We start from the raw sequence: 23,634 nt of genomic DNA on the forward strand, positions 1-23,634 counted from the left end.
TACATCCCCATCAAGATCGTCCTTTATCTGTTGTACGTACTTTTTCTTTCTCTTCTGATCATGAGATGGTCTCAGTGTTAGGCCCTTCAGATAGTTTTTTGACGTTATTAGAAGATAAATTCCCAGGAATTACAATCCAACCCAAAAACTTAGATTTACTCATTACTGGAAATTCTGAACTCGTAACGACCGTTATTCGGCTGTTAGGGGAGTTGTGCCATCTCAGTAAGCAATCTATTCCGATTACGACTGAGGTTATTTCACGAATCATTGGGATGCTTTCGGCTGAATTAGCAAGTCCTGCTGTTGCCATGTCTCAAAATATCCTTAGCTCACGTGGCAAAAGTATTCGTCCGAAAACCATTAACCAGAAGAAATACGTAGATTCTATCGACGATAATACCGTTATTTTTGGTATCGGCCCTGCTGGTACCGGAAAAACTTATCTGGCAATGGCTAAAGCTGTTCAAGCTTTACAGGCTAAAGAAGTTAACCGCATCATCTTGACACGCCCCGCTGTTGAAGCAGGCGAGAGGCTAGGTTTCTTGCCAGGATCTCTCAACGATAAAATTGACCCATATCTTCGCCCTCTTTATGATGCATTACACGATATGTTAGACCCTGAGTCTATTCCACGACTTATGGAAGCTGGAACTATTGAGGTTGCCCCCTTAGCCTATATGCGTGGGCGTACGCTGAACGATGCTTTCATCATCTTAGATGAAGCCCAAAATACTACTGTTGAGCAGATGAAGATGTTTCTTACACGTCTAGGATTTGGGTCAAAAATTGTGGTTACGGGCGATATTACTCAGGTTGATTTGCCTCATGGTCAGGCCTCCGGATTACGTCAGATACGTCAAATCCTTGAAGGCATCGATGATATTAGTTTCTCAATTCTTGATGCGACAGACGTTGTACGTCATGCTTTAGTCTCTGATATTGTTTCTGCCTATAACCGCTGGGACGAAGACAAAACTGCTATGGAACGTAAACGTCAACGCAAGGTTAAACGTCAGACAATTGAAGCAGCTGCAGAAAAGTTGCTAGAGAAAACTGGTTTTGAAGCAGAGAAGGACAGCTAATGCCTATTGATTTTGATATTGAGTCTCTTGAGGATTCTGCTGACGAGTGGACGAGAGAATCCTTTGCTTCCTTTGACCAGCAGACGATTACAAATTTAGTGCACCACACTTTTGAGCATCTGCACATTTCAGAAGACACAGAACTTTCTATAGCTGTTGTAGGTGAAGCAGAGATGGAACGTATCCATCTTGAATGGATGGATCTTCCCGGACCAACAGATGTCATGTCTTTCCCTATGGATGAGCTCAGCGTTGGGACACCAGAGAACCCCACCATTGGTATTTTAGGCGATATTGTTTTGTGCCCTACAGTAGCTGCTCGTCAGGGTCAACAAGCGGGGCATAGCACTATCGATGAGATGTGCCTGTTGACAGTACATGGGATTTTGCATTGTCTTGGCTATGACCACGCAAATGCTGAAGAGGAAGCAGAGATGTTCGCTCTTCAGCGTTCCATTCTCGAAGCATTCTTAGGACGTCCTGCACCTGTAGAAACACGGTATTAAACTTATGGCTTTCTTTCTTCTTCCTGTTTTACTGATATTTTTTATTGGCTGTGCATATGTGCTACGCGCTGTAGAAACTGCTTTTACGTATCTTCCTTCAACAGAGATGGAGCATCTCAGTAAAGAGCGGGGAACCAATAAACTCGCTGCGATTGCTGATTTTCTTGATCCTTATATTTTTTCGGTTCGACTGTGGCGTGGCATTTTTGAAACATTTGCGGTAGTAGCAGCATTTACAGTATTGCAATTACTGTGGAATACTGTATGGATTAGTGCGCTACTAACAGGTCTCGTGATGTCTGCGGTCAGTTATTTCTTCTTTACCGTGGCGCCACAGAAGTCAGGACGTACACACCCTGAATTGTATGTTCGCCGTTTTTATCCAGTGGTGTATTTCTTACGTTTCGTATTGGGGCCTTTACCAGGTTCGGTGATTCAACGTCATAAAGATTCTGAGAATGAACCAACTCGTGCAGGATATTTCACCGAAGATGAGTTGAAAAAGTTCGTTGATCGAGCTAGTACTCAATCAACCATTGAAAACGAAGAAGCACAGATGGTTCACTCTATTTTTGAGTTGGATGAGACGCGTATTCGTTCGGTGATGGTCCCGCGCACAGATATGGTCACCATGGATATTGATGAGACTTTAGAAAATGCCATCAATCTTTTCTTGCGTTCTGGATATTCTCGAATGCCTGTTTTAGGTGAAGATTTTGATGATATTCAAGGTTTCCTTTATCTCAAAGACGTGGTTGAGGCTGCGGTAACAGGGCAAGGCGAATCTTCTACTCATACGGTTGCTTCACTTTTACGTCCTGCTCGGTTTGAGCCAGAATCTAAACGAGTCATGGACTTGTTACGTCAGATGCAACGAGAATCTACGCATGTAGCTATCGTTGTTGATGAGTATGGTGGTACTGCTGGATTGGTTACTCTTGAGGACCTGATTGAAGAGCTTGTTGGTGATATTTCTGACGAATATGACCAAGAAACACCCGAGGTAAAAGCTGAATTAGATGGAACGTTCAAAATTAGCTCTCGTCTTAGCGTTGAAGAGCTAGGGGAGCTCTTCAACATTGAACTTGATGATGAAGAGGTAGATACTGCCGGAGGTTTGTTATCGAAGCATCTTGGTAAGGTTCCTATTATTGGTAGCAGTGTTGTGGTCAGCGGTATTGGTATCCGTGCTATTGGCGTTCGTGGTCGCCGTAATCAGATTGGCACTCTATTGGTATGGTCTGTCGATCACAAAGAGGCAGAAGAGATAGCAGATAGTGCTTCAAGTAGTTCTCAAGCAGATTTAGAGGGAGGGCACAGGAGTAGTTAGGTGCTGCTTGCCTTTTATCACGGTAGAGTATAAAGAATAGTTATATTCATTGATTAAGGGAGTTTGTGTGGAGCTTTCCACTTTTCCGGAAGATTTTTCTGCAGGTTTCGCGGTTCTTGTTGGGCGTCCAAACGCTGGTAAGTCTACGTTGACAAATGCGCTTGTAGGCCAAAAAATTGCTATTACGTCGAACCGTCCGCAGACGACTCGTCACACGATTCGTGGAATAGTTCATAAGGATAATTTTCAGTTAATTCTCGTTGACACACCGGGGCTACATCGTCCCCGCACTCTTTTAGGCGAGCGTTTGAACGATATGGTTGCTCAGACGCTTTCTGAAGTTGATGTTATTGGGTTCTGTATTCCTGCTGATGAAAAAATTGGCCCTGGCGACCGTTATATCGCTTCTCAAATTGCAGCTGTAGGGCATAAACCAATCGTAGCTATTGTGACTAAGGCGGATAAAGTTTCTTCGGCAGAGCTTGCCGAGCATCTACTCGCGGTTCAGGCCTTAGGTGAAGAGGTCATGAGCGCAGAGCGCGCCCAGCGCACCCAACGCGCTCAATGGCGTACACAGTCCACCCACAAGAAAAACACTACTGAGGATCTTCCGTTCCGTAAGAATAGCGGTCCTGCTGCACAACGGGAAAAAGCACGTCGTCGTGGGCAAGATTTTCAGCTTAATGCCCCTATTGTTGATGGTCAGGGCGGATGGGCTTCGATCATTCCTGTTTCAGCTGTTCAAGATTATCAGGTTGACCAGCTGGCTGAACTTTTCTCAACATTCTTACCAGATTCCCCGCCGTTATATCCGGAAGGTGAACTGACGGATGAGCCAGAGGTCACCCTCGTTGCTGAGCTCATCCGTGAAGCTGCACTTGAAGGTGTACGAGATGAACTGCCTCACTCAGTAGCAGTTACTGTTGAAGAAATGCAGGCTCGTGAGGGTCGTCCCGAAAATAACCCATTGGTTGATATTCATGTCAATCTCTTCGTTGAACGCCCTTCTCAAAAAGCAATTATTATCGGCAAAGGAGGGTCTCGACTCCGAGAAATTGGTGCAGAGTCCCGTAAAAATATTGAAGCATTATTAGGCACTAAAGTGTATCTAGATATTCATGTGAAGGTTGCAAAAGATTGGCAACGTGACCCGCGTGCATTAGGAAGACTAGGGTTCTAAGTAATCATGATGACCGCTGATGAAATTTATCAACGGTAACGATGATTGAGTATATAGATATGACCCAAACCATTATTTTTAGTATTTTCTGATGGGAGAATCAGTGACACATCCGAAGCAGAACTCTTCCGGCCCGAATCGTCTTGTAGGGTTTGGGCGACACATGCGTCAAGAGCCGGTACGTTCCCGCCCTTACCGATGGATTGCTTTGTCCTGCGTTGGAGTGTTTCTTTTTATGGTGGCAGTAGCAGGAGTTAATCTTTTACGTCTGCGTACTAATGTCCATACAGCGTCACTGAACATTGGTGAATATGCTAATGGACGTCTCAGCGATGGACCTTTAGATATTCTTGTCATTGGTTCAGATACACGAGCTGGCAACAATGCTGCTTACGGTAGTTTGGAAGACGCTAATTCTGGGGCCCGTTCAGATGTGATGATGCTGGTTCAGGTCAGCCAAGACCGTCAAAACGTTTCGGTTATTTCTTTTCCACGAGATCTCATCGTTGACATCCCCAAATGCACGAGCCCTACCACGGGAATGGTCTATCCAGCAGCTTCTGGACTGCAGATTAATGAATCGCTCAATCACGGTGGTCCTGGTTGTACGGTAGCAACCATTAGTTCTTTGACCGGTATTAATATTGACCATTTTATGCTTGTCGATTTTAATGCGGTCAAGGCTCTTTCTCATGTTGTTGGTGGCGTTCAGGTATGTGTCACCCAAGCTATCGATGATTCCTACAGCGGTTTGAAGTTACCTGCAGGCGTTTCATCGGTAGAGGGGGAACAGGCTCTAGCATTTTTGCGTTCTCGTCACGGTTATAGTGATGGTAGTGATACCAGTCGAATTGCTGCTCAACAAAGTTTTCTTGCGTCTCTTCTACGTAAGGTTAAATCAGAGGGAACGTTGACGAACCCTACTCAGTTATTTAATATTGCTGAGGCTATTACCCAGAACGTCACGGTAGATAAAGGATTGACGAATCCGGCAACCCTTGTCAATATTGGCACCATGTTTGCTGGCATAGATTTGAGCAAAGTAGTTTTTGCGACAGTTCCGCATGAGCCATATCTTTATGATGCAAATAAGTTGCAATTGGCTCCTTCTTCAGAAGACCTATTCGAACGTCTTCGCGAGGATCGTGGACTGACGGATAAGCCTGCTCCTACTCCGGAACAAGCGCCAACAGAAGAGACTCAAGAACCTGAGCAGGCAGCTGAGGAGCAGGTCTCTTTAGATTATTCTGTTCCGATTACGGTGCTTAACGCTTCAGGCGCTGAACATCGTGAACAGGATATTGAAAAAGTGGTCGCTTCCTTGGGATATTCACATATTACGGCAGAACATTCTGATACTGAATACGCGGCTTCAGCGGTATATTATCCAGCTGGTTACGCGGGACAAGCTCAGCAGATTGCTCAAAAACTCGGTATTACGGCGGTTGAAGGATCGGCTTCTTATGATGCTGTGACTGTAGTGATTGGTCAGGATTTCACGTCGGGGGATGTTCTTTCGCAGAAAGAAACGTCTATTGCTGGTGATGCTTCTGGTCAAACTGCTGATCAGGTAAAGTGCCAGCAATCCTATGAATATTAGGGTTGAGCGTTAAAAATATTGGGGTGTGTAGCTTTGTCATAAAGCTACACACCCTTTTCATATATTGGAATGGGGGAGAGTTGTTTTCTTGAGGAATTTCACTCTCGTGGTACGTTCAAGAGGTGATACATATTTCTTATTTTCTCCTTAGTTGCCGTAACGACCCCTAAAATTCAGTATTGACGAGTTCGGAGAGTCGTTACGGAGTTTTGTTTCCGATCTTTCTTTTTCTTCAAGCTAAGGCATCATACACCATGAAAAATTTTCAAAAATCTTCCCCTATGCCAGTACATAAGTACCGCCCTTTTTCTGAAAAGATTGCTGTTGACTTACCTGATAGAACGTGGCCACATAAGGTTGCGACGCAGGCACCACGTTGGTGCGCTGTCGATTTACGAGATGGTAATCAGGCACTTATCGATCCCATGGATAGCGAACGTAAACTAGCAATGTTTAAGCTACTTGTGAGGATGGGATATAAGGAAATTGAGGTAGGGTTTCCGTCTGCTTCACAAACTGATTTTAATTTTGTTCGTACTCTTATTGAGGGTGGACATATCCCTGACGATGTCACGATTCAGGTGTTAGTGCAGTGCCGCGAGCATCTCATTGAACGGACTTTTGAGGCTCTTGCAGGGGCTCAACGAGCCATTGTTCATTTTTATAATTCTACTTCTGTTTTGCAGCGCAAGGTTGTTTTTAATCAAGATCAAGACGGCATCTTAGACATTGCCCTTAACGGTGCACGCTTGTGCATGAAATATGAGGAACAATACGCTTCTTGCACAGAAATCACCTATGAGTATTCACCAGAGTCTTTTACTGGAACTGAATTAGAATATGCTGCACGAGTCTGCAACGCGGTAACAAACGAGTTAGGCATCGGCCCCGGACGTGAAGTGATTATTAACCTTCCGGCAACGGTGGAGATGGCAACTCCGAATGTATATGCTGACTCTGTTGAGTGGATGAGTCGACATCTTGAACATCGAGAACACGTCATTTTGTCTTTGCACCCTCATAATGATCGAGGAACAGGAGTTGCTGCAGCAGAACTTGGGTATCTTGCCGGAGCAGATCGTATTGAGGGATGTTTGTTTGGTAATGGCGAGCGCACTGGTAACGTCGATTTAGTTACTTTAGGGTTAAACCTGTTTACGCAAGGAATTGACCCTAAGATTGATTTTTCTCAAATTGATGAGGTTCGTCGTACCGTTGAGTATTGTAATCAGCTTCCGGTACATGAGCGTTCTCCATACGGTGGAGACCTCGTTTTCACGGCTTTTTCTGGTTCTCATCAGGACGCTATTAAAAAGGGTTTTGAAGCAATGGAGAAGGCTGCTCAGCAACAAGGAAAGAGCATTGACGATTTGGTGTGGGAGGTTCCGTATCTTCCGATTGATCCGCGAGATGTTGGCCGTAGTTATGAGGCTGTTATTCGTGTAAATTCTCAGTCTGGTAAGGGTGGGGTCGCTTATCTTATGAAGAAAGATTTTGGTTTAGACTTACCTCGCCGTGCGCAGATTGAGTTTTCGTCGATTGTTCAGGCTCAGACAGATGCTGAGGGTGGCGAAGTTACGTCTGAGAATCTTTGGAGGATTTTTAATGATGAGTATTTACCTCATCATGATGTCGCTCAGCGTTGGGGAAGGTTCTATTTGGATTCCATGGTTGTAGAGTCTCAAGCCGGTGGTGTGACGACCTTGCGTGTGGGGTTGAATGTTGCTGGTCGCCGTTTTGAACGAGTTGGTACGGGTAACGGACCCATTCATGCGATGCAGTCTATTTTCCAGTCTGAAGGTGTTGATTTGAGGGTGCTTGATTATTCTGAGCATACGTTATCTTCAACGTCAGAGGCTCAGGCTGCTAGCTATATTGAGGCAGCTGTTGGCAATCGTGTGTTATGGGGTATCGGTATTGACTCGTCAACGACGTGGTCTTCGTTAAAGGCTCTTACTTCTGCGGTGAACCGTGCTTTACGTGAAGAAGGCTAAAATTTTTCTGATATTGCTAGGGAAACCGGCGTAGGAGCTTGAAGAGTTCTTGTGCCGGTTTTCTGTTCTTCTTTCGGGGATATGAGATAATGGCTGTTGTGAGTACGGTAGCTTCAACGTCGCGTTCGTATACGGATCAGGCATTAGTATTGAGGACCCAAGTTTTGGGGGAGAGCGACCGTATTATCATTCTCTTGACCCGTTCTCATGGTGTGGTTCATGCGGTGGCTCGTGGTGTGCGTAAAGGACGTTCTGCTTTTGGTGGTCGGCTTGAGCCGTTTATGTACGTTGATGTGTCTTTACGGTCAGGTAAAAATTTAGCGACGGTGACGCAGGTTCAGACTCGGCGTGCTTACACAGGTGCAATTATGGGTAATTATTCTTCCTATATTGTTGCTTCTGCTTTGAGCGAGGTTGCTGAGGCGTTAACCTCTTTTGAAGGTGAGGTTGTTGAGTCTCATTTTCTTCTTTTAGCTGGTGCTTTGTCTGCTTTAGCTCAAGAGCGTCTTCGTCCTTATGATGTTCTTAATTCTTATGTGCTCCGTGCATTAGGGTATGCTGGCTGGGGTTTCTCACTAGATTCTTGTGCTATTTGTGATGGTTGTGAGGGTCCGTGGCGGTTTGCATCAGAATATGGTGCTGTATGTAACGTGTGTAGTCGTTCTATTGTTCATTCTAAAGTTTTTGTGATGTCAGAGGATGTTCGTCAGTATTTGATACTTGTTAGTCATTCTCAATGGGGGAGATTGGCTCAGTTAGATACGGAGTTGTTATCTCGAGCTGCCTTCTCTTTTGTCTCTGGGTACGTACAATGGCATTTAGAGAAACCTCTTAAATCGTTCTCCCTGTTGAAAAAGGATATGTAGTTATGCCTGTTTTTCCTGATCCGCACCCTTCTGGGGCTGTTGCCCCGAAGATTCCGAGTCAGTTTGTTCCGCGTCATGTTGCGGTGGTGATGGACGGTAATGGGCGTTGGGCTAATCAACGCGGTTTGCCTCGTAATGAGGGCCATAAAGCGGGGGAGCATTCTCTTGTTGATGTGGTTGCTGGTGCTATTGAGATGGGCATTCCGTACGTTTCCGCTTATGCTTTTTCTACAGAGAATTGGCGTCGCAGTATTGATGAAGTCAGTTTTATTATGCGTTTTGTGACGGAAGTTTTGACTCGTCAGTTAGATACTTTGCAGTCATGGGGTGTTAGGGTTCTGTGGTCAGGACGTAAGCCAAAGCTTTGGAAATCTGTTATCCGTCAGCTGGAATATTGTCAGGAGCAGACAAAAAATAATACGGTATGCACGTTAGTTATGTGTGTCAACTATGGTGGGCGTGCTGAGATTGCAGACGCTGCTCAAGCTCTTGCTCAAGATGTTGCTGCAGGGGTGGTTAAACCGCAGTCTGTGAATGAGAAGATGTTAGCGCGGTATTTGTATCATCCAGAAGTACCTGATGTTGATTTGTTTCTTCGGTCTTCGGGGGAGTTACGTACTTCAAATTTCTTGTTGTGGCAAAGTGCTTATGCAGAGCTGGTGTTTCTTGATGTGTTGTGGCCAGATGTCGACCGTTTGGTGCTGTGGGATGCTGTTGAGCAGTATGCTCGCCGTGATCGTCGTTATGGTGGTGCGGTAGATCAGGTTGCGGGGCGTTAGTCTTAAATTTTTTGAAACGTTAGAATTGTTGTAGCGTTGTATTGCTGATGGTAAAGAGGTTGTTATGAGGATTTATCCTGCCTTATTCAAAGTTATTTTTGTCCCTATGGACGCGGAGAAAGCCCATAGGGTGGGTTATTGGGGTATCCGATTCCTCAGGGCTTCTGGGGTGACTCGTTTGGGTCGTCGTTTTTTGTGGCCTCATCCGCAGCTTAAGACCACCGTCATGGGATTAGATTTTCCGTCTCCTTTTGGTTTGGCTGCTGGTTTTGATAAAGAGGCTCGAGCTATTAACGCTTTAACTGATTTAGGTTTTGGGCATGTTGAAGTTGGTACTGTTACGGCGCATGCTCAACCGGGCAATCCGCCCAAACGTCTTTTCCGTTTAGTCAAAGATTATGCGGTGGTTAATCGCATGGGATTTAATAATGATGGTGCAGCGACAGTTGGTCCGCGTATTGCTAGTGCAAGAGCTGATATTGATGCTGAATATGATTCTCAGCAGGTGCGGCCTATTGTGGGGGTCAATATCGGGAAGACAAAAGTTGTACCTTTGGAAGACGCTTTAGAAGATTATAAGATTAGTACGCGTACGTTGGCGCCACAGGCTGATTATTTAGTTGTCAATGTTAGCTCTCCGAATACTCCGGGGTTGCGTTCTTTGCAGTCAGTGGAATCTTTACGTCCGTTACTTGAAGTTGTTCGGGCTGAGGCTGATAGGGTTGTCTCTTCTCGTCGAGTTCCCTTGGCGGTGAAGATTGCTCCGGATCTTGCGGATGAAGATATTAAAGATATTGCACAGTTAGCTGTTGATTTAGGGCTCGACGGAATTATCGCGACAAATACGACTATCGCTCGAGAGAATCTAGGCTTGGTTTCTTCTGCAGAAGAAGTTGCAGCTTGTGGTGAGGGAGGTCTTTCGGGCAGGCCTCTTAGGTCTCGGTCGTTAGAGGTTATTCGTTTGCTCAAAGAATATGTGGGTGAGCGTTTGTCGATTATTGCAGTGGGCGGAGTTACTGATGCTCAGGACGTTCAGGAACGTTTGGATGCTGGAGCTGATTTAGTTCAGGGGTACACTGCGTTCTTGTATGAGGGGCCGTTGTGGGCTCACCGCATTAATAAGGATTTATTGGCTTTACGCTCTTAATATATAAAAATGCTCCGTGTTCGTTTACTTTCTAGTAAACGAACACGGAGCATTTTTATAGGTTTTTTATCGTGGGTATTCTCCGCGTTTAACCTGTGGTTTCGGTAGGCGGAAGCGTCGAATCATTAAGACACGATTGACCGCATAGAATGCGCTTCCTGGTTCGATGTCTGAAAATTTTTCGAGGAGTTTCTTCTTCAATTTACGCCACATCATCCAGCTGTCGAGTGCCCAGATGAGGATGAATAGCCACATAAGAGCAGTGGAGATGAAGCGTAGTTGAGGGGTAAATAGTCCCAGAACGAAGATAAAGATGACAGCAAGAATCATGAAGTCACCAATGTTGAATCGGGCGTCTACATAGTCACGAATATAGCGACGTTGAGGTCCTTTATCTCGTGCCGGTAGATACCGTTCTTCGCCGGTGTGCATTGCTCTGTTTTCGCGTAGGCGTTGTTCACGGATGGCTTCTCGCTCTGCTTGTTTCGCGGCTTTTCTATCAGCCGGTATGAGAGGTTTTTTCCGTGCTGCTTCTCGTTCTTTTCGAGAAGGGGTTGGTCGCCCTTTGGGTGCAGTGTAATGCGGGTTTTGGGGGTCTTCATTGGGAGCTACCGTGGTTTCTTCTACCAGGGGCTCTTGTTCACTAGATTTCTTTTTACGTCCAAACACTCTCTAAGAATATCGGAGAATCTGCAAGAACGCTCATAACCGCGTAATGTTATATCTATGAGTATTGAATCAAAGTTTAGTTTTCCGTATCGTCAGGCTCTTCAAGAGAAGATTGGTCAGGATTTTGAGCAGACTCTTCAAGAGTTGACAGATCTTGTTGCTATCCCATCTATTGCGTGGGAAAGTTTTGATCTTTCTGAGGTTACTCGTAGCGCTCAGAAGGTCAAGGAGTTAGCTTTAGCTGCTGGTTTTCCAGAGGTAGAGATTCTTAGCGCCTCGTATGGGCCTGATCAAAAAGAGGGTATGCCTGCTGTTGTTGCAACGAAGCCTGCTGCTGAAGGGTATCCCACCATTTTGCTTTATGCCCATCACGATGTTCAGCCGGTTGGTGATTGCGCACTTTGGGATACTGAGCCTTTTGTGGCTACTCGCAAAGGTGACCGGTTGTATGGTCGCGGGGCAGCTGACGATAAAGCTGGCATTATGGCTCACTTGTCTGCGTTTCGTGCTGTGAGCGAGGTACTTGGTGAACAATTTTTAGCTGGAGTAACTCTTTTTATTGAGGGAGAGGAAGAAGCTGGTTCGCCGAGTTTTACGTCGTTTATTCAGAAGTATCGTGAGAAGTTGGCTAGCGATGTGATTGTGGTTGCTGACTCGGCGAATTGGCGTGCGGGTGTTCCTGCTTTAACGACGGGCTTACGTGGTGTTGCCAGTGGAGCAGTGGAAGTTCGGGTGGGTGATCATGCTGTTCATTCTGGTATGTTTGGTGGCCCAATGTTGGATGCTCATACTGTTTTAGTTCGCTTGTTGAGCACATTACACGACGCTAAAGGTTCAGTAGCAGTTGAAGGTTTAACTTATGCACCTGAACCTGAGGTTGAATACCCAGAAGCAGACTTCCGTCAAGACTCAGGAATCCTTGATTCAGTAACTCTTGCAGGAGAAGGAAGCATCACCTCGCGCCTATGGGCACAACCAGCTATCTCTATTATTGGAATGGATATTCCATCAGTAGCTGAGTCTTCAAATACTATTGCAGCAAGTTCTCGAGCAATGTTAAGCATGAGACTCGCACCGGGACAAAACCCTCAAGAAGCGCACCAGAAACTTGAAGAGCACTTACTTAAGCATGTTCCGTGGGGTGCAGAAGTTCGATATACGGCATCAGATAGTGGACAGCCTTTCAGCGCAGACCCAACAGAAGACAGCGTTGAGCTTGCTTTAGCCGCAATGCACACCGCTTGGGATGTTGAGCCCGTACAAACAGGCATGGGCGGATCTATCCCGTTTATTGCAGACCTCAAAGAGGTCTTCCCTGAGGCTCATATTCTGATTACCGGAATTGAAGATCCAGATACTCGCGCTCATAGCGCAAACGAGTCTCTATATCTTCCTGATTTTGAGCGCGCTATTTTGGCTGAGGCTTTGATGATTAGCCACCTGAGCCAATAGTGCTTTCGTTTTCTTCAACGAACAATGTCTCTCAACACGTTAGAGCTTCAAGGAATACTGATAAGAGTATTTATGTTCTAGGATATTGAGTAGCACATACCTTTAGTCTGCTTTATGCAAGCTAATCCACTAAGAGAAGGAATTGGTAATGACCGAAACAGTAACCACCGACACTCCCACACACGGAGTCAATCTGACTGACGTTGCGGCACAGAAGGTACGCGCCCTACTAGAACAAGAGGGCCGAACAGATTTGCGTCTACGTGTCGCTGTTCAGCCAGGAGGTTGTTCAGGGCTAATTTATCAGTTGTACTTCGACGAAAGAGTCCTCGATGGAGACGCAATCCGTTCTTTCGATGGGGTAGAAGTCATTGTTGACCGAATGAGTGTTCCTTATCTCGATGGATCAACCATTGATTTTGAAGACACCATTGAAAAACAGGGATTTTCTATCGACAACCCCAATGCACAAGGTTCTTGTGCTTGTGGAGATTCTTTCCACTAAGAGTCGTGATGACAAAGTTTTGAGAGGGATATTGAGGTTAATAAGATCTACTAACAACCCCGATATCCCTCTTAAAAGAGTAAAAATACCGAAATAGTTAAGAAATAGCGACAAGTTCAGTGACACAGTGTCAGCAGAATGAGCAGAATCAAGGTAAGCTCATACTGAAAGAATTTTTAGAGGCGTTTTCTGTCCACACACAGTTTTCGTCTTAGATAGCACGCACACCGCTAAAAGGAAGGGCCGTCTGTGAGTTCGCAGCATCGAACCGGCAGTATTAAGCTCAAGGCACTGGCTACTAGCGCCATTGCCTCAGCTTCTGTATTGCTGATGACAGGTTGTTCAGATCAGGCAGAGGTGGGTTGGTTGCCCACGAAGCGTGGAGTTACCGATAACGCAGACACCATCATGGATCTATGGATTGGATCTTGGGCTGCTGCCATCGTTGTTGGGTTGATTACATGGGGACTAATGCTTTGGTGCATTATTGCCTACCGTCGACGCAAAAATGAAACCGGTTATCCACGCCAGCTGAGCTACCACGCTCCTCTGGAGATCTTCTACACCATTATTCCGGTTATCATGATTGTCAGCTTGTTTACGTTCTCTGATACTGCTGAACGTCAAATCACTGCACCAAAATCTGATAACCCTGACGTCACCATTGAAGTGTATGGCAAGCAGTGGGCTTGGGACTTCAACTACCTAGATTCCAATGTGCACACTTCAGGTGTTCAAGCACATTTGAACGTTGACGGTTCCGAAGGAGTCGAAGAGACTCTTCCAACTCTATATTTGCCAACGAATTCAACTGTTGATCTCGTTCTTAAAACCCGCGATGTTATTCACTCATTCTGGGTTCCTGCTTTCTTGGAAAAACGAGACACCGTTCCTGGTATGACCAACCACATGTACTTCACCACTGGTGCTGAAGAAGCTACATATGCTGGTAAGTGTGCAGAGCTTTGCGGCGAATACCATTCGGAAATGCTCTTCAACGTCAAGGTTGTTTCTCCTGAAGAATACGAAGCTTATATGAAGAAATTGGCTTCAAACCCTGAAACTCAGGGTATTCTCGGTGATGAATACAACCGTAATCCTAATCAAAACATCCGAAACTAAGAGGTGACCCGTGACTAGCTTGGAATACTCAGCGGATGGGGGTCAGGTTGCCCCCCGCGTGGTACCTAAATCTAAAGGGCGAATTTTCGTCAATTGGATAACTTCCACTGACCACAAAACTATTGGGTACATGTACCTTATAGCATCATTCATCTTCTTCTGCATTGCAGGTATCATGGCTCTACTCATGCGTATTGAGCTTTTTGAACCTGGTATGCAATTCTTGCAAACTAAAGAACAGTTCAACCAGCTGTTCACTATGCACGGAACCCTCATGCTTCTCATGTTTGGTACCCCTGCATTTACCGGTTTTGCAAACATCCTTATTCCCTTGCAAATTGGTGCTCCAGACGTTGCGTTCCCACGACTAAACGCATTAGCATTCTGGTTCTTCCTCTTTGGTTCTCTTGTTGCCATTGCTGGGTTTATCACTCCTCAAGGTGCGGCTTCCTTCGGTTGGTTCGCATACGCACCGTTGAATAGCACAACCTATTCGCCAAGCATTGGTGGAGACCTTTGGGTCTTCGGTCTTGCCCTTCAGGGTTTTGGAACTATCATGGGTGGAGTCAACTTCATTACCACTATCTTGTGCATGCGCGCTCCGGGTATGACGATGTGGCGTATGTCCGTTTTCACATGGACGACACTTATCACCTCCATCTTGATCATTATGATCTTCCCCCCTCTAGCATCTGCTCTTTTTGCGCTGGGAATGGATCGTCGTCTTGGCGGGCATATCTTTGACCCTGAAAATGGTGGCGCTATTCTGTGGCAACACCTCTTCTGGTTCTTCGGACACCCCGAGGTATATGTTCTAGCACTCCCATTCTTCGGTATTGTTTCTGAGATTATTCCGGTATTCTCCCGTAAACCTATTTTTGGTTATAAAGGTCTAGTCTTTGCAACGATTTCGATTGCTGCTCTCTCTGTAACGGTGTGGGCACACCATATGTACGTTACAGGTGCAGTAATGTTGCCGTTCTTCTCCTTCATGACCATGATGATTGGTGTTCCCACCGGTATGAAGTTCTTCAACTGGATTGGCACCATGTGGCGAGGATCAATTACCTTTGAGACACCCATTATTTGGGTTCTCGGGTTCTTGGTAACATTCCTTTTCGGCGGTTTGACCGGTATTATTTTGGCAACACCTCCACTAGACTTCCACGTATCAGATACCTACTTTGTGGTAGCACACTTCCACTACGTTATCTTCGGTACAGTAGTATTCTCCATGTTCGCAGGCTTCTATTTCTGGTGGCCTAAGTGGACTGGAAAAATGCTCAACGAGCGTCTAGGTAAAATTCATTTCTGGCTCCTATTTACAGGTTTCCATATGACCTTCCTTATCCAGCATTGGTTAGGTGTCGTAGGTATGCCTCGTCGTTATGCAGACTACATGCCTGAAGATGGTTTTACGTGGATGAATCAGTTCTCCACTATTGGTTCCATGATTCTTGCAGTATCGATGATTCCGTTCTTCTGGAATGTTTACATCACAGCACGCTATGGAACCAAGGTTGAAGTTGATGACCCATGGGGCTTCGGTGCGTCCTTGGAATGGGCGACATCTTGCCCACCTCCTCGTCACAACTTCACCGCTTTGCCACGTATCCGTTCTGAACGTCCAGCTCTTGACCTGCATCACCCAGAGCTCTCAACTAACGTTGATGTTGCGATGGCTGCTCGTCAGGCTGTGGCAAGTGGAGAAAGGAAGTAACGATGAAGAGTATTGCTTGGCTTTTTGGAATCATCGGAGTCTTCCTCATCCCCGTTGGACTTGTCTACGGTTTCATGTCGAAGTTCACTGATTTAGCAGGTTTCCCCGCAATTATGGTTACTGCCATTATGTGTTTGTTCCTATCGGGGTTCTTGTTCTACACCGATAAATTGCATCCGGATCAGCCTAATGACAACGAAGATGGAGAAATTATTGAAGCTGCAGGAGACTATGGCTTCTATTCTCCTTGGTCATGGTGGCCTATTGTGATTGCGGCAGTCTGCGCACTATTAGTGATTGGCTTAGCTTTGGGCTGGTGGATTGTAGGCATTGCGCTTCCGCTATCGGTTCTAGCTTGTGTCGGTTGGGTCTACGAATATAACCGTGGAGATCACGCTCACTAATAGAGCTGGCTATAGACATCATTGTCAATGGTGTTCTAGGTTCATTATGAACCTAGAACACCATTTTTTATGTCCTCCATTATGAGAAGAACATGGAGTTGAGTACAAAACATCTTCGACTAAAGCACACCATTTACGCTAAGAGGTTCTAAGAATCTGAATTGGTGCTTATAGACTGGTCGCTTGAGTATCACGCTTATCGAGGCTTTGGTTTTGTATAAGCCTGAGCAATAAAGGTATAGAGTATTGGCTTTTGCTGAGGTTTTTAGAGCACACGGGGCAGTATTTTGTGTTTTCGCCCATGCTTTGTATTGACGGTTTTGAGGTCTGCTGTAAGTCAGGGGGAAGATTCTTTACGGGTTGTACCTCAGTGCCAGACGTGTGTAAGTAAATTGGGTTTTCATTTTGGTGGGGCGCTGAGGTTTTGGGTGGTGGTTCGGTATTTCTAGGGGTGTATAGGTGTTGGTTGGGCTAAGTACTGCTCCGTCAAGGCTCGGTGGTGTTGTCACTTAGCACCCCGACAGTAAGAATGTTACGTAAGTTTTTTGAGAGCTTGCTGACTAGGGAGTTTGTTGTTTCCTTTATCAGTTTGCGATGTAGTAAGTTGACTTGTATAAAGTGTGTGATGGGGTTTAAATGTCGCCAATCACTAGAGTGAAGATGCTCTGGTGCGAAAGGAAGAACGAACAATTGAAGAAGAACAAGCTTCCTCTCGATAGTACTTCTTGGAGCAGGTGTGAACCTTGTACTTCAGCAGCATCTAGCAGCTTTAATGCTTGTGGCTCTAGCTGTCTTTGTTATTGCCTCAGACGGCAGTTTTGAGAAAATTCCTCGGAGGAAGGAAAAGAATCAACCATACCCGTCTGCTAAGGAAATTAGGAGGTACCGTGAGGAGCATCCAAGAACCTCGATTGCCCAGGCGGTAGGAACGTTGAAGGAGTGAGGGACAAGGTGGGGAAAGGGAATAAAGCGGTCATACCCTGACTAAGCTAGGAATAATACCTTTCAGCTCAGTTCCCCGCACATTTGATTGTGGCAATACCTAAACCCATTTTTCGGCAACTTCGCATTGCTTATACCCGTCCTCTTTCAAAGCCTGAATCTGCGCTCTGCGGCCGATCGGCTAAGGCATTCTTCACGCCCTTCCCAGCGCGTGAGCCTTTCGCTAAGGCCGCGCACTGGGCTTCTGTTCTTCGGCCTCCCGCCCTTACGCCCAATCTCAGCCATGAAACTCACGCAGTTGCTCAGTCATAGGCTCCTAGCTCTGTGAGCCTGTTTCGGAGGTGTACTTCTCACGCATGAACTTCTCACAAACACTCTAGATAATTCCGGCAACCTCAGACAAGGGTAACGGCGGATTACAGGGCGTTGTTCGCCGGAACCGGTAGCTGAGGTGGGGAAGTGACAGCAGAGGGCTGCTGAGTGGGAACAGGTTGCGAAGATGAAGCGTACGCGGTGTGTTGAAGAGATGGAGTGGGCTCGGGCTGATGTTTTGGTGATACTTCTTCTAGCTATTGTGAGGCCTCACGGTGAAATTCATAACGGTCTGTATAAAACATAAGGGGTGGCACTGGCTATTTTAGCCAGTGCCACCCCTTATGAAGAAGAAGTATGTTTTACTTCTCGAGAGCTCCACCTGATGAATGAGAATCCAGCTCATCATGACCGTAATCATGGTGTGCTGCTTCAAGCTCAACAGGAGTTACCGGAGCAACTCTATCTTCAAACCATAGCTGAGATAGTTTGCCACGAGTCTTTTCTATCAAAGAAATCTTACCCTTCTTGTTAGGTTGGGCAGGAATAACTTCATGGTTTTCAAAGGCAACCAGTTTGTAACGGCGGAACTCATCTAGTGGTTTATGTACCTCAATAAATTCACCGTGAGGAAGCTGTACAACGCGACCAGTTTCAATACCGTGCAAGACAAGTTCTCGGTCTTTACGCTGAAGCGATAAGCACAGACGATAAGTAATCATATAACCAATGACTGGACCAATGAAGAATAGGACTCGTAGCCAATAAGCAACGTCGTTCAAAGATACATGGAAGTGAGTTGCGATGAGGTCAGAAGACGCTGCAATCATCAAAACACTATATCCGATAACGCCAGCAACACCAGCTCCAGTACGGAAAGGAGCATTACGAGGACGATCAAGAATATGGTGTTCCTTATCGTCTTTAGTAACCCAACGTTCAATCCACGGCCATCCGAACATGAACATGATGATAACGCCAGCCATGGCAAAAGGGAGAAGAACGTTCAGGACCCAAGTGCCACCGAGGAATTCAAATTCCCAATGGAATGGCCAAACGCCAGGCCAGAGACGTAATGCACCATCGCCAAAACCAACGTACCAGTCAGGCTGAGTACCTGCCTGAACAGGGGAGGGATCGTAAGGTCCGTAGTTCCAAATAGCGTTGATGGTGAAAGTCGCCGCCAAAAACGCGATGATTCCGAAGACGATGAAGAAGAAACCGCCAGCTTTGGCAGCGTAAACTGGGCCAACAGGGAAGCCCACCACGTTATCTTCACGACGTCCAGGTCCAGGGTACTGGGTGTGTTTGTGAACAACAACCATGAACAGGTGAATAGCTACACATAGAAGAATCAACGCGGGGATGATCATAATGTGCAAGGAGTAGAGACGTCCGATGATGTAATGTCCAGGGAATTCTCCTCCGAAGAAGAAGAGAGACAGATAAGTTCCCACAACTGGAATCGCCATCATGATGCCATCGACAATACGTAGACCATTACCAGAAAGAACATCATCGGGTAGGGAGTATCCGGTAAATCCAGCAAAAATGCCGAGGATGAAGAGAACACAGCCAACAACCCAGTTCAGCTCGCGTGGTCTGCGGAAAGCACCGGTAAAGAATACGCGAAGCATGTGGATGCAGATAGCGAGCATGAACATCAACGCTGCCCAGTGGTGAATCTGACGAATCAGAAGACCACCACGAATATCAAAGGAGATATGGAGTGCAGACTCGAAGGCTACTGACATTTCAGTGCCCTTCATCGGCAGGTAGGAGCCATCATAGGCTACTGAAGCTGTTGAAGGGTTGAACCAGAACGTCAAGAACGTTCCGGAGAGGATGAGGATTACGAGGCTATAAAGAGCAACCTCACCGAACATGAAGGACCAGTGGTCGGGAAATATTTTGCGACCAAACTCTTTAACAATTCCAGAGAGTCCAACACGGGAGTCCACAAAGTTCGCGATACGACCGGTTGAAGTTTTTGGAGTGTATTCAGTCTGAGTAGTATGTGACATTTTTATTGTTCACCTGCCATCTCTTTAACGTGTTGTGCACGTTCCCAATAAGCGGGACCAACAGGCTCTTTGAAGTCGCTACGGGCTACGAGGTAGCCTTCATCATCTACGGTAATAGGAAGCTGGGGTAGTGCGTGACCGGCTGGGCCAAACACAACCTTACACTCGTCAGCAGCGTCAAAGGTGGACTGGTGGCAAGGGCACAAAAGGTGGTGCGTACGCTGTTCGTAAAGAGCGATAGGGCAACCTACGTGGGTGCACACTTTGGAGTAAGCGATAATGCCGTCAACGTTCCAGTCTTCACGGCCCTTAGAGACTTTCAGCTCAGCTGGGTCAAGACGCATAAGCAGAACAACTGCTTTTGCTTTCTCTTCGAGGTATCCATTTTCGTGAGATACGGAAACCAGAGTTTCTGGAAGCACGTGGTATGCAGAGCCGATAGTAACGTCGGATGCCTTAATAGGTGTTCCAGAAGGGTCACGTACAAGACGGACACCCTTATCCCAGAGAGTATATTTGAGGACAGCTGGATCTGCTGGGCCTAGGTCACGAAGGAAGGTGACGAAGGTTAGTGGAGCAAGAATCATAGAGCCGATGAGAGTGTTACGAAGCAGTGGACGACGCTTAATGCCGGATTCTTCGATAACAGTTTCGATGATTTCTTGAGCTTTTGCACGATCTTCTTCGGTACGAACGGCGTGACGCTCTTCCATCATTTCGTGATCAGGCATCAAGGTACGTGCCCAATGGACGATACCGATACCGATACCAAACATTGCAAACGCAATGCCCAAGCCGAGCAACAGATTTTGCAGACGTAGCTGGTCTGTCGCGGCTGGGTTCAATACGTCGTAGTAGTCTCCGCCGATACGAACACCAAAGTACGCAAACCAGAAGAGTACTGATCCGAGCATCGAAATGATGAACAGAGCAATAACCTGGCGTTCTGCGGCTTTAGCTTTTTTGGGGTCCACGTCGGTCAGGCGCGGAGCGTGCGGAGGCAGTCCAGGATCACTGAACTTCTCCTTACTTTCCTCGTGAGAGGTAACTACGGCTGAGGAATGTTCCTGTACACCGTCACTATGGTTACCCATGTGTTGCCTCAAATCTTCCTTGGTACGAAATCTTATGTGTGTGTTGTTTTAAGCAGAACGTGATGTTAGCCAGATGGTAAATACTAGAACAATGCCTAGTCCAACAGTCCAAATGAGTAGACCTTCAGCCACAGGGCCAAGAGAGCCAATTTTGAAGCCGCCAGGGGAGACGTTGTATTCCTGAGACTTCAGGTAGGTGATGACGTCACGCTTTTCTTCTGGAGTGATGTTTGCGTCGTTGAATACTGGCATGTTCTGAGGTCCGGTTGCCATAGCCTCGTAGATGTGGCTTTCTTCGACGCCCATTAGTGAAGGCGCCCATTTGCCGCGAGTTAGTGCACCGCCTGCACCTGCTGCGTTGTGGCACATAGCGCAGTTTGCTAAGAAGACTTTAGCTCCGTTAGCAGCGTTACCTTTAGACACATCGAGATATTCGTCTTCGGGGATTGCTGGACCAACGCCGAGGGAAGCAACATAAGCGACTAGTTGAGCAGTTTCTTCTTTATTAAACTGTACTGGTTTAGTTTGAGCCTGCGGACCTTGCATCTGCAGAGGCATACGTCCAGTTCCTACCTGGAAATCAACAGCAGCAGCGCCTACGCCAATGAGGGAGGGACCGTCTGCAGTTCCTTCTGCATTTGCACCATGGCATGTTGCACAGTTGGAGACAAAGAGTTTTTGTCCTGCTTCAACCTGTTCTGCAGTATAGGTGTTCTTAGTTTCTGCTCTTGCTTCGTTTGTAGCCGTGGCAACTGCATAGAGGCCACCGGTGAGAACTAGAGCAAAAAGAAGTAACACGAGGGCTGCAAGCGGATGACGCCGCTTCTGAGAAATTGCCTTCACGTCGAATAGTTCCTTAGTTGTGTGTGTGCTGAATAATCTGTTGAGCTATGGTTTTTCGTTCGTATTTTCTACTTATCGTAGGAAGTAGACAACACCGAAAAGCGCAAGCCAGACGACATCAACAAAGTGCCAGTAGTAGGAAACAACAACGGCACTCGTTGCTTCGTAGTGACCGTAGCGTTTTGCCACGTATGCGCGGCCAATGATGAATAGGAACGCTACGAGTCCCGCGGTCACGTGGAGCGCGTGGAAGCCGGTGGTGATGTAGAACGCTGAGCCATATGCGCTAGAGGCGATGGTTACGCCTTCAGATACGAGGGTTGCATATTCGTAAACCTGCATGGAAACAAAGAATGCACCCATGACGAAGGTTAGAAGGAACCACTCGACCATGCCCCATTCCTTGACGTTCAACAGGGAACCGGTACGGCGAGGCTTGAGTTGCTCAGCTTTGAAAACACCGAATTGGCAGGTCACGGAGCTCAGCACCAAGACAATGGTGTTAAAAGTAGCTAGTGGGACTTCCAAAAACACTACGTTCTCTGCCCAGATGTCGGGGCGTGAAGCGCGTAGTGTGAAGTACATTGCGAATAGTCCGGCGAAGAACATCAGCTCAGAACCGAGCCACACAACGGTGCCTACGGCGACGTTGTTCGGACGGTTAAGAGTCGGATGGGCCGACTTACTTGGAGTTTGGGTTGCAGTTGTCACATAGACATTATGTCTGTAAAACACCGTTCAGACCAAGAACCTAGGCCTTAAAGTAGTAGGTGTGTTGCAAAAAACCCTTATTTTCCGCGGTTTTGCGGTAAATCTTTCTTCAGAAGATAGCGACACGATGTCTGTAAACTTGACGTAACTCTCATGCCGCGCACCTCATTTGCACTGTTTTGCCCTCAAGAAAAACGCTCATCGAGTTCTTTGTTCTAGAATCAGGGTATGACTCAGACAGCAATCTCATGGAAATCCATTCTCAACTCTTTACAAAAGTCCCAAGAACTTGGCAAAGAACAAGCCTTATGGGCCATGGATCAAATCATGACAGGACAAACTCCCGACAGCGTCATGGGAGCCTTTCTTATGGGCTTACATATGAAGGGGGAGAGTAGTCGAGAACTTGAGCTTCTTTCTCAAGGAATGGTGTCCAAAGCCGTCCATCCGCAGATTAACCAGCGTGCGGTAGATATTGTTGGTACTGGGGGAGATCAGCAAAATACGGTCAATATCTCAACGATGTCCGCTGTTGTTATTGCTGCTAGTGGAGTTCCTGTTGTCAAACACGGCAATAGGGCTTCATCGTCGGCTAGTGGTTCAGCTGATGTTCTCGAAGCCTTAGGCGTTCCTTTAGATTTAAGCGTCGAAGAAATTGAACAGTGCAGCGTGGAGGTCGGCATTGCTTTTCTTTTTGCGCAAGTATTCCACCCTTCGATGCGTTTTGTTGCCCCTGTCCGACGGCAGATGGGAGTGCCATCTGTCTTCAATATTCTTGGACCACTCACGAATCCAGCTCAGGTCACTTCATCAGCTATTGGAGTAGCTCGCGAAGATGTTGCACAAAAAATTGCGGGGGTTTTTGCGCAACGAGAAAACCATCATGCACTGGTATTTAGAGGACATGATGGTTTAGATGAAATTACGGTCAGCGGGCCGTCAGATATCTGGGAGATTTACCGAGGTGAGATTAAGCATCAGGTATTTGACCCTCGAGATTTTGGATTGACATACCACCCGTTAGAGGATTTGCGCGGGGCGGACGCACGTTACAATGCGCAGGTTTTTTCAGATGTAATGTCTCGAAAGATTAGTGAGGGTGCCATTTATGATGCTGTTGTCCTCAACTCAGCAATAGGATTTATGGCGTATCAAACGCCGGGAGAGCTCACGAGCTTTAAGGAGCGATTCAGCCTCGCTGTAGCGACAGCTCAAGAAACTCTTTCAGAGGGTAAAGCTCAAGAAAAGCTTGAAGCTTGGATTAATTTCAAGAAATAAAACCTTATAGTAAAAGTTTAACTAAGGCTCTAAGGGTTGCAGCGTGATACATCCCTGCAACCCTTAGAGCC

At 46.5% G+C, this 23,634-nt stretch carries 20 protein-coding genes; 15 read left to right on the forward strand and 5 right to left on the reverse strand.

The window, feature by feature from the left end; genetic code table 11:
• Positions 1-65 precede the first annotated feature (65 nt).
• From ACN083_RS04795 to ACN083_RS04835, 9 genes are all read left to right on the forward strand, one after another.
• The gene (locus ACN083_RS04795) at positions 66-1,085 is read left to right on the forward strand and encodes a PhoH family protein (RefSeq protein WP_419101938.1); all 1,020 of its coding nucleotides are present in this window, start codon (positions 66-68) and stop codon (positions 1,083-1,085) included.
• Complete coding sequence (ybeY, locus tag ACN083_RS04800) at positions 1,085-1,591, forward strand: rRNA maturation RNase YbeY (RefSeq protein ID WP_419101696.1); 507 nt, start codon at positions 1,085-1,087, stop codon at positions 1,589-1,591. Before ACN083_RS04795 ends, ybeY begins: the two co-directional genes overlap by 1 nt.
• Before the next feature lie 4 nt (positions 1,592-1,595).
• Positions 1,596-2,921, forward strand: a complete 1,326-nt coding sequence (locus ACN083_RS04805) for a hemolysin family protein (protein WP_419101697.1) — start codon at positions 1,596-1,598, stop codon at positions 2,919-2,921.
• A gap of 67 nt (positions 2,922-2,988) precedes the next feature.
• The gene (locus tag ACN083_RS04810; RefSeq protein ID WP_419101698.1) at positions 2,989-4,101 is read left to right on the forward strand and encodes a GTPase Era; all 1,113 of its coding nucleotides are present in this window, start codon (positions 2,989-2,991) and stop codon (positions 4,099-4,101) included.
• A gap of 103 nt (positions 4,102-4,204) precedes the next feature.
• Complete coding sequence (locus ACN083_RS04815; protein ID WP_419101699.1) at positions 4,205-5,701, forward strand: LCP family protein; 1,497 nt, start codon at positions 4,205-4,207, stop codon at positions 5,699-5,701.
• Between the two features lie 254 nt (positions 5,702-5,955).
• On the forward strand, positions 5,956-7,695 hold the full coding sequence (gene leuA, locus ACN083_RS04820; RefSeq protein WP_419101700.1) for a 2-isopropylmalate synthase: 1,740 nt from the start codon (positions 5,956-5,958) through the stop codon (positions 7,693-7,695).
• An 89-nt stretch (positions 7,696-7,784) separates the two neighbouring features.
• Positions 7,785-8,561: a DNA repair protein RecO gene (gene recO, locus ACN083_RS04825; RefSeq protein ID WP_419101701.1), complete on the forward strand. Its 777-nt coding sequence runs from the start codon at positions 7,785-7,787 to the stop codon at positions 8,559-8,561.
• A gap of 2 nt (positions 8,562-8,563) precedes the next feature.
• Complete coding sequence (locus ACN083_RS04830) at positions 8,564-9,340, forward strand: isoprenyl transferase (RefSeq protein ID WP_419101702.1); 777 nt, start codon at positions 8,564-8,566, stop codon at positions 9,338-9,340.
• 64 nt (positions 9,341-9,404) lie between these two features.
• Entirely contained in the window at positions 9,405-10,487 is a 1,083-nt protein-coding gene (locus tag ACN083_RS04835; protein WP_419101703.1) for a quinone-dependent dihydroorotate dehydrogenase, read from the forward strand.
• Positions 10,488-10,553: 66 nt separating this feature from the next.
• Here the strand turns inward: ACN083_RS04835 and ACN083_RS04840 are convergent, their stop codons facing one another.
• Positions 10,554-11,156 carry a DUF3043 domain-containing protein gene (locus ACN083_RS04840; protein WP_419101704.1) on the reverse strand — a complete coding sequence of 201 codons (603 nt, stop codon included), beginning with the start codon at positions 11,154-11,156 and terminating at the stop codon, positions 10,554-10,556.
• 57 nt (positions 11,157-11,213) lie between these two features.
• On the opposite strand from ACN083_RS04840, the gene ACN083_RS04845 reads away from it, so the two are divergent.
• The 5 genes from ACN083_RS04845 (at position 11,214) to ACN083_RS04865 (ending at position 16,359) form a co-directional block, all read left to right on the forward strand.
• On the forward strand, positions 11,214-12,608 hold the full coding sequence (locus ACN083_RS04845; RefSeq protein ID WP_419101705.1) for a dipeptidase: 1,395 nt from the start codon (positions 11,214-11,216) through the stop codon (positions 12,606-12,608).
• 148 nt (positions 12,609-12,756) lie between these two features.
• Positions 12,757-13,113 carry a HesB/IscA family protein gene (locus ACN083_RS04850; protein WP_419101706.1) on the forward strand — a complete coding sequence of 119 codons (357 nt, stop codon included), beginning with the start codon at positions 12,757-12,759 and terminating at the stop codon, positions 13,111-13,113.
• A gap of 249 nt (positions 13,114-13,362) precedes the next feature.
• Positions 13,363-14,235 carry a cytochrome c oxidase subunit II gene (coxB, locus tag ACN083_RS04855; RefSeq protein ID WP_419101707.1) on the forward strand — a complete coding sequence of 291 codons (873 nt, stop codon included), beginning with the start codon at positions 13,363-13,365 and terminating at the stop codon, positions 14,233-14,235.
• A gap of 10 nt (positions 14,236-14,245) precedes the next feature.
• Positions 14,246-15,955, forward strand: coding sequence for a cytochrome c oxidase subunit I (gene ctaD / locus ACN083_RS04860; protein WP_419101708.1), 1,710 nt, complete (start codon positions 14,246-14,248; stop codon positions 15,953-15,955).
• 2 nt (positions 15,956-15,957) lie between these two features.
• Positions 15,958-16,359 carry a cytochrome c oxidase subunit 4 gene (locus tag ACN083_RS04865; RefSeq protein ID WP_419101709.1) on the forward strand — a complete coding sequence of 134 codons (402 nt, stop codon included), beginning with the start codon at positions 15,958-15,960 and terminating at the stop codon, positions 16,357-16,359.
• 1,616 nt (positions 16,360-17,975) lie between these two features.
• Here the strand turns inward: ACN083_RS04865 and ACN083_RS04870 are convergent.
• The 4 genes from ACN083_RS04870 to ACN083_RS04885 form a co-directional block, all read right to left on the reverse strand.
• Positions 17,976-19,637 carry a cytochrome b gene (locus ACN083_RS04870; protein WP_419101710.1) on the reverse strand — a complete coding sequence of 554 codons (1,662 nt, stop codon included), beginning with the start codon at positions 19,635-19,637 and terminating at the stop codon, positions 17,976-17,978.
• A gap of 2 nt (positions 19,638-19,639) precedes the next feature.
• Entirely contained in the window at positions 19,640-20,731 is a 1,092-nt protein-coding gene (locus ACN083_RS04875; RefSeq protein ID WP_419101711.1) for a Rieske 2Fe-2S domain-containing protein, read from the reverse strand.
• 48 nt (positions 20,732-20,779) lie between these two features.
• Positions 20,780-21,574 carry a c-type cytochrome gene (locus ACN083_RS04880; protein ID WP_419101712.1) on the reverse strand — a complete coding sequence of 265 codons (795 nt, stop codon included), beginning with the start codon at positions 21,572-21,574 and terminating at the stop codon, positions 20,780-20,782.
• A gap of 72 nt (positions 21,575-21,646) precedes the next feature.
• Positions 21,647-22,285 (reverse strand): cytochrome c oxidase subunit 3, encoded by a 639-nt coding sequence (locus tag ACN083_RS04885; protein ID WP_419101713.1) that lies wholly within the window; start codon positions 22,283-22,285, stop codon positions 21,647-21,649.
• Positions 22,286-22,513: 228 nt separating this feature from the next.
• Here ACN083_RS04885 and trpD point away from each other — a divergent pair, with 228 nt between their 5' ends.
• Positions 22,514-23,563, forward strand: a complete 1,050-nt coding sequence (trpD, locus tag ACN083_RS04890; RefSeq protein ID WP_419101714.1) for an anthranilate phosphoribosyltransferase — start codon at positions 22,514-22,516, stop codon at positions 23,561-23,563.
• The last annotated feature ends 71 nt before the right edge of the window (positions 23,564-23,634 follow it).

Origin of the sequence: Rothia sp. CCM 9418 (assembly GCF_048512825.1) — a bacterium.
Taxonomy (GTDB): Bacteria; Actinomycetota; Actinomycetes; order Actinomycetales; family Micrococcaceae; genus Rothia.